Source organism: Leptodesmis sp. (genome assembly GCF_052746595.1).
This window is the reverse complement of the sequence record NZ_JBRAGO010000145.1, coordinates 1,115-8,350: the sequence shown is the minus strand read 5'-3', so window position 1 is coordinate 8,350 and position 7,236 is coordinate 1,115. Positions and strand designations below refer to the sequence as shown.

The 7,236-nt window shown below is 48.4% G+C and carries 5 protein-coding genes, 1 pseudogene and 1 riboswitch; of the genes and pseudogenes, 4 read left to right on the top strand and 2 right to left on the bottom strand.

Annotation, left to right across the window (positions count from 1 at the left end; genetic code table 11):
• Window positions 1–318 precede the first annotated feature (318 nt).
• Window positions 319–1,302: a GntR family transcriptional regulator gene (locus ACUVQO_RS21380; RefSeq protein ID WP_445927844.1), complete on the top strand. Its 984-nt coding sequence runs from the start codon at window positions 319–321 to the stop codon at window positions 1,300–1,302.
• Window positions 1,303–1,423: 121 nt separating this feature from the next.
• Here ACUVQO_RS21380 and ACUVQO_RS21375 read toward each other — a convergent pair whose 3' ends face one another.
• Complete coding sequence (locus tag ACUVQO_RS21375) at window positions 1,424–1,876, bottom strand: DUF4278 domain-containing protein (RefSeq protein WP_445927843.1); 453 nt, start codon at window positions 1,874–1,876, stop codon at window positions 1,424–1,426.
• A 39-nt stretch (window positions 1,877–1,915) separates the two neighbouring features.
• A riboswitch (Glutamine riboswitch) is annotated at window positions 1,916–2,002 on the bottom strand.
• 128 nt (window positions 2,003–2,130) lie between these two features.
• On the opposite strand from ACUVQO_RS21375, the gene ACUVQO_RS21370 reads away from it, so the two are divergent.
• The 3 genes and pseudogenes from ACUVQO_RS21370 to ACUVQO_RS21360 all read left to right on the top strand — a co-directional run.
• Window positions 2,131–2,757 carry an HAD-IA family hydrolase gene (locus ACUVQO_RS21370; protein WP_445927842.1) on the top strand — a complete coding sequence of 209 codons (627 nt, stop codon included), beginning with the start codon at window positions 2,131–2,133 and terminating at the stop codon, window positions 2,755–2,757.
• A 71-nt stretch (window positions 2,758–2,828) separates the two neighbouring features.
• On the top strand, window positions 2,829–4,547 hold the full coding sequence (locus tag ACUVQO_RS21365) for a dipeptide ABC transporter ATP-binding protein (RefSeq protein ID WP_445927841.1): 1,719 nt from the start codon (window positions 2,829–2,831) through the stop codon (window positions 4,545–4,547).
• A gap of 89 nt (window positions 4,548–4,636) precedes the next feature.
• A pseudogene (locus tag ACUVQO_RS21360) lies at window positions 4,637–4,972 on the top strand (nuclear transport factor 2 family protein); the annotation flags it as partial.
• A gap of 2 nt (window positions 4,973–4,974) precedes the next feature.
• Here the strand turns inward: ACUVQO_RS21360 and ppk1 are convergent.
• Window positions 4,975–7,128: a polyphosphate kinase 1 gene (ppk1, locus tag ACUVQO_RS21355; protein ID WP_445927840.1), complete on the bottom strand. Its 2,154-nt coding sequence runs from the start codon at window positions 7,126–7,128 to the stop codon at window positions 4,975–4,977.
• Window positions 7,129–7,236: the final 108 nt, after the last annotated feature.

Here is a 7,236-nt window from a genome sequence, read left to right as displayed (position 1 = left end):
TGAGCATCACTCCCCCCTGCCACCGCGAAGATTTCACCCTGCCTATATTCATGTTTAATCGGGCTTTTTTCCTCACTTTGTATAAACCGAAGTTTATAGACCGGAGGGGAGGGAAAGTCAGGAAGGCAATCGCGATCGCCCTGTTGCCGTTACTCTAGCAAAAAGGCAATTACTAAAACTTCTTTATTCCCTCCCATTTGTGAAGTAAAGTTACAAGAACTGTGCCAGTTCCTGGACAGACAACGCATAATGCAGGTATTAAGGGATATGTAGGTAAAGAGCCTGGCTTGGTTTTGGGGTTCGTCTAGAGAGGTGACTATGGTGCAATTTCATATACAGGCAGACAGCGAAATTCCAGCATCCACGCAGTTATATAACCAGATTCTATTTGCGATCGCCTCTCGCCAATTTCCCCCTAGGCACCGTTTACCCAGCACCCGGCAACTGGCTATGCAAACCGGGTTACACCGAAACACAATCAGCAAAGTGTACCGGCAGTTAGAAGAAGCCGGAGTGGTGGATGCCCAGGCCGGATCGGGGATTTATGTCCGAGATCAAACTCAGGACAGTAATGCCAAGTCAACCTCTCCCCTGCTGGAGCAAAATCCAGAAGCTTACAAGATTGTGCAGACCAGCCTGGATGAGTTGCTGCGGCAAGGTTGCTCATTGAATCAGGCCAGAGAGTTGTTTCTGGCAGAAATTGACTGGCGGTTGCGCTGTAGTGCTCAGGTTTTAGTCACTGTTCCGGCTCATGACCTGGGAAATGGCGAAGTCCTGATGCGGGAACTGAAACACGCTTTGAATATTCCCGTGCAACTGGTTCCCCTGGAAGAATTAGGCAAGATTTTAGACCAAACTCGCTCTGGTACGGTGGTGACTAGTCGTTACTTCATTGCTCAGGCAGAGGAAATTGCTGGGCCTAAGTCAGTACGGGTAATTCCTGTCGATATCTACGACTTTGATAAAGAGATTAAGATTATTAAACAACTGCCTAAGGGCACTTGTTTGGGAATTGTTAGCCTCAGTTCCGGCACATTGGGAGTCGCTGAGGTGATCATCCACAGTCTCCGGGGAGATGATCTGCTGGTGATGACGGCGCAACTCGGAGATAACTATAAGATGGAGGCGATCGCTCGCAGTGCCCAAACCATCATGAGCGATCAGGCCAGTTGTGCTGCAGTGAAAGCTGCGATCGCGGCAGCCCGTGAGGACTTGATTCGTCCTCCCCAACTCATCTGCTGTGAAAACTTCATCGTTACCAAGTCCATTAATCTCTTGAAACGAGAATTGGGACTCGAATAAAAAATCATAAGAGAAAAAGGGGGATTAAACCTATTCCCCCTTTTCACCCTCAAGACAGGCTTTCAGTTAATAGAATCATGCAAAACTGACTCTACATTTTTCAGATCCTGCATGTTTTAAGTTACAGTGCCAGTTGTTCAGATTCAGCTTCCAGCAAACTTACCAGAGTCTGATTACCCTGTTGTTTGGCCATCATCAGCCGATGATGCAAATTGCGTCGCAGATTTTCTTGATGCACTCTATTCACTTCCCTGAACAATTCGGCAGTGGTGTCAGGTACCCTAGTCGCTTTCTCTGCTACGACAGTTTCAATCGCACCATTTGGATGCTTGATATATTGTTGTCCCCGGTAAACCAGTCTTTGAGGAGTGCGAAGAGCTGGTGCAGACGACAGGGCTTCAGCAACCTGCTCTGTCGTATACCGAACTCCCCGGTAAGTCAAAGGGTAACTGGTTTCTTGTAATGTTTTACAACGTTGGTATGCTCCCTGATGCCGTCTTAACAGATCGGTTTCTCGGGTTTCTAAGGCGGAAGAATTACATTCGTAATTAGCACCGCGGTAAATGAGTCTCATAGTTCGCCTCACAAAAGAAACAAGGTCTGCAATCATTGAGGCGCGTTCCTTCAGGATTTCTCCTTACTTCCGTCCCATTGGCGAACTTTGCAAATGTAAACTGCATCACCAAGTGAGATGAACGTTTTATTATTTGTCTGTATCATAGCTTACTTTTTTCGAAAAAAAATTCCTCCTAAGTAAGGATCATTCAATATTTATGTCAAAGTTCTCTGATAATAGCTGCACTGCCCAACCCTCCTTCTTAAAAAATTGTGAAGGTTATCATTTTTGACTTTGACGGAACGATCGCTGATTCCTTTGCTGCCGTCCTGAAAATTACCAACCAACTTGCTACTGAGTTTGGCTATGCTCCAGCAAGGCCAGAAGACATTTCCCGGCTGAAAAATCTCAGTTCCAGGGAAATTGTCAAACAATCTAAGGTTTCCCCCTTGAAACTGCCCTTCCTGCTGCAGCGACTCAGAGGCGAACTCAATCGCGAGATCCATCAACTGCAGCCGATCGCAGGCATGAAAACTGTTCTCTTAAAGCTGAAGCAACAGGGCTACAGGTTAGGCATTGTCACATCCAACTCTCGCGAAAATGTCATCGCATTTCTCAAGGCTCAAGACCTGAATTCCATATTCGACTTTGTGGGATCTGGATTAGCTCTCTTCGGTAAGGGACGAGTGATTCAACGTATGTTGAGGCGGCACCATCTCAATCCTGAAGACGTGATATATGTTGGTGACGAAACCAGGGATATTGAAGCAGCCCGTAAAATTGGCATTCAGGTAATTTCGGTCAGTTGGGGCTATAACTCTAGTCAGGCATTAGCAGCAGAAAATCCAGACTTTCTAATTCATCAGCCAGAGGAATTGCTGCAGGTGGTTGAGAAGTGAAAGGTATGCCAATTCCTGTGTCTAGAGGCCACGAAGTAGTCTAAATAATTTCAGTGAAGTGGACAGATTGAATGATGAGTGAGGCATTACTGCAGGTTGAACAGTTGAGCGTTGCGTTTCCTCGGAGTCGGCAGGCTGATCGCGGAGGAAATGAAACCATTTGGGCCGTCGATCAGGTGTCTTTCAGCCTACAAGCGGGAGAGCGGCTGGGGTTGGTAGGAGAATCCGGCTGTGGCAAATCTACCTTGGGACGGGCGATGATGCGTCTGTTACCTGTTAATAGCCAGATTGAAGGGCGAATTCTGTTTGATGGGCGATCAGTGTTGGATCTCAATCCACCCGCATTGCGTCGGTTTCGGGGGGAGGATGTGGCCCTGGTATTTCAGGATCCCATGACTCGACTCGATCCATTAATGACGATTGGCGATCACTGTCTGGAAACATTGCAGGCTCATCAACCTCGGCTCTCGCGTACTCAGGCAAAGGAGTTGGCGATCGCGACTCTGGCTGCGGTCAATATTCCGGCCAATCGCTGGAACCAGTATCCCCATGAGTTTAGTGGTGGGATGCGGCAACGGGTGGCGATCGCCCTGGCACTTCTACTCAATCCCCGGATGATCATTGCCGATGAACCAACAACCAGTTTAGATGTCACTGTATCGGCCCAAATTCTGCACGAACTCACTCGCCTGTGTGCCGAACGCCAGATGGCCCTGCTTCTGATCTCCCATGACTTAGCCCTAGTAGGAGAATATTGCGATCGCATTGCGGTCATGTACAACGGCAAATTTGTAGAAACTGGAGCCGCTGCATCTGTTTTAAGCCATCCTCAGCATGAGTACACCCGATCGCTATTGCAAGCGGCGCTGCATGTGCAGGTAGAAGGCTCATCGTTGGTTATCCGTCCTTCGTCATCAGAAGGACAAGTAAGTGAGGAAGAACCCCTGACAATCCAAAATCTAAAATCCCAAATCCAAAATTCCGAGCCGCTGCTGAAATTGCACAACCTCAAAAAGCATTACGTTCTGGAGCAAAGCTGGATATCTCGTCTGCTGGCAGGTTCCAGCCAGATGATTAAGGCCGTGGATAATATTAATTTGGCCATCTACGCTGGTGAGACAGTGGGACTGGTGGGGGAATCGGGTTGTGGCAAAAGTACGTTGTCACGGACGATTTTGCATTTGGTTCAGCCGACATCAGGACGAGTAGAGTTTTTGGGACGCAATTTAATGGAGTTGTCCCGCCGATCGCTGCAGCAACAACGTCGTCAAATGCAAATGATCTTCCAGGATCCCCATGCCTGTCTCAATCCTATGATGACCGTTGGAGACAGCATTGCCGATCCATTACTGATTCATAAATTGGCGACTCCAGCCGAGGCCAAAAAGCAAGTATTGGCGATGCTAGAACGGGTGCGACTAACTCCGGCGGCTACCTATTACTCCCGCTATCCCTCCGAACTATCTGGAGGCCAGCAACAGCGGGTGGCGATCGCACGGGCGTTGATCACCCATCCTCAACTGGTGATCTGTGATGAACCCGTAAGTATGCTGGATGCCACTGTTCAGGCACAAGTGTTAGACCTGATGGCCGAATTGAAACAGGAGTTTAATTTAACCTATTTATTCATCACCCATGACTTGTGGGTGGCCCGGTATTTTTGCGATCGCATTGCCGTCATGCAGTCCGGCCAGATTGTTGAACTCGGCCCCACTCAAGATATCTTCTCCCATCCCCAACACCCCTATACCCAAACGCTGCTCCAGGCCGCTCCCCTATTGTCTAAATAAATCTTTTGTTGGAACAGCAGGTGATGATTATGACTCTTGAAGCTCCCCAAACTCTACAAGTAGCCCAATAAGCTTTCCAGCATTTCGCTCATGGGCTGGCAACTGGAGACTGGCAAGCCTTTATTGCCATGCTGACGGGTGACTTTACCTTCTGGTTTCCCCTGGGGGCTTACGCGGGAGAAAATGTGGGCAAAGAACGGGCGATCGCCTTTTTTCAATACGTCGCTGAAACCTTCAGCCCAGGACTGACCCTGACGTTGGATACAGTGACCTACAATGATACAACTGTTGTCTTTCAATTTCGCGATCAAGGGTTACTGTGGGGCAATCCGTACAAAAACCGGATGGCCGTTTCCTTTGATGTGCGAGGCGACAAAATTTGCGCTTACCGGGAATATCTCGGCAGCGATGGCAGAATCATGTGACTTCAATCACTATGATTGGCTCGTTCCATGAGAATTCGTTGGGCCGATCGCTCCGCTTCGTCAGGGCCAGGATGGCGCTGAATATAGCGACCGTCGGGTTGTAGCTCCCAGGCTTGTCGATTGTCTGACAATAAAATTTGCAAAATCTCCTGCAGTTCATTCACCAATTTCGGATCTTCGACGGGAGTAACCGCTTCCACCCGTCGATCTAGATTACGTGGCATCCAGTCGGCACTGCCAATGAAAATCTGCTCATCACCATTATTGTGGAATCTAAAAATCCGGGAGTGTTCTAGATAGCGGCCAATGATACTTATCACTCGAATGGTTTCGCTGACTCCAGGAATACCGGGACGTAAGCAACACATTCCCCGCACAATGAGATCAATCTGTACCCCCGCCTGCGAGGCTTCATAAAGGGCACGAATAATCATGGGATCGATCAGGGCGTTCATTTTGGCAGTAATAGCAGCAGCATGTCCCTGTTGAGCGTGAGCCGTTTCCCGTTGAATCAGGGCCAACATACGATCGCGCAAATTCACTGGGGCAACCAGCAGTTTCCGGTAGGCTTGCTGGCGTGAGTACCCGGTTAGATAGTTGAAGAGATCAGTTAAGTCCGCACCTAGTTCTTCTCGACAACTCAGCAATCCCAAATCGGTATACAGGGAAGCTGTTTTCGGATTGTAGTTACCAGTGCCGATGTGAACATAACGGCGTAACTTTTTGTCTTCCTGGCGCACTACAAACACAATTTTGGTATGAGTCTTCAAGCCGACAATGCCATATACCACATTCACACCGACGGCTTCCAAACGCCGCGCCCAGGAGATATTATTCGCTTCATCAAACCGGGCTTTGAGTTCCACTAGCACCCCAACTTGTTTGCCATTCTCGGCAGCAGCGATCAGGGCATTGACGATCGGGGAATCGCCGGAAGTCCGGTACAGAGTCATCTTGATTGCCAATACTTGAGGATCGTAAGCTGCCTGGGTAATGAACCGCTGCACTGAGGCAGTAAAAGATTCATAAGGATGGTGAACTAACAGATCTCCCTCCCGAATCACAGAAAAAATATCCTCGATCGCTTTCTGTTGTTGAAAGGCTTCCTTGGTTTCGTATTCATTGACTCGCTTTAAACGAGGAGGAATGGCAGGCATCCAAACGGGATCCTTCAGTTCCGGCAGGGGCAATCCCAACAAGCCAAACAAGTCTTTGAGATTGAGTAGTCCTTCCACTTCATAGACATCATCATCTGTGAGTTCAAATTCTTCAACCAGCGGCGATCGCAGTGACTCTGGCATTGCGGTCTGAATTTCTAGCCGCACCACAAAGCCCCCCAATCGTCGCTTGCGCAGTTCCTGCTCGATCGCAATCAACAGATCATCGGCTTCGTATTCCTGCACCTCTAGATCCGCATCCCGTGTAATCCGGAAAAAGCCATATTCCTGAATCACCATGCCAGGAAATAAGGCCTCTAAATTATGAGCGATCACTTGCTCCAGTGGCACACCCACCCACACTACTTTTTGTCCCTCATACTGGCGTAAGGGTTCAGGAAATTCCACAAATCGGGGCAGAATACTGGGAACTTTGACTCGTGCAAAATGCTCTTTCTCCGTTACTGGGTCTTTGACGCTCACCGCCAGATTCAAACTGAGATTAGACATGTGAGGAAAGGGATGGCTGGGATCGATCGCCAGGGGAGTCAGAATGGGAAAGACATTTTCTTCAAAATACTGCTGCAAATAAAAACGCTGATCCTGATCCAGGTCAATGTAATTGAGTATATGCACCTTATGTTGAGCTAACAACGGTCGTAATTCCTGCTCTACCAACTGATGCTGCTGAGTTACCATTGGCCGCAAGCGCTGGCTAATTTCCCGCAGTTGTTGTTCCGGTGTGCGACCATCAGGAGTCAGTTTACTCACCTGAGCTTCGACCTGCTCTTTGAGAGTAGACACCCGCACCATGAAAAACTCATCCAGATTGGAACTAAAAATCGCAGCAAATTTCAATCGTTCCAACAATGGGGTTCGGGTATCGATCGCCTCGTGCAATACTCGATTGTTAAACTCTAACCAACTCAACTCCCGGTTGAAGTAATACTGGGAATCGCCTAAATCGATCTGGGGAACTGTCTCTCTTACCTTAGCCATAACGTTTGTGGGATGCTGATATAACCATCGTCTCAAAAATTAGAGAAAAGAAAAAGTGTCTGGGATACAGGGGTGGGTGGGTAAGGGTGTAGGTGGGTGGGTAAAAAA

Excerpts from the sequence above, each read along its gene's own strand:
- ACUVQO_RS21365 (WP_445927841.1), top strand. The coding sequence starts at position 2,829 with ATGATGAGTGAGGCATTACTGCAGGTTGAACAGTTGAGCGTTGCGTTT.
- ppk1 (WP_445927840.1), bottom strand. The coding sequence starts at position 7,128 with ATGGCTAAGGTAAGAGAGACAGTTCCCCAGATCGATTTAGGCGATTCC.
- ACUVQO_RS21380 (WP_445927844.1), top strand. The coding sequence starts at position 319 with ATGGTGCAATTTCATATACAGGCAGACAGCGAAATTCCAGCATCCACG.
- ACUVQO_RS21375 (WP_445927843.1), bottom strand. The coding sequence starts at position 1,876 with ATGAGACTCATTTACCGCGGTGCTAATTACGAATGTAATTCTTCCGCC.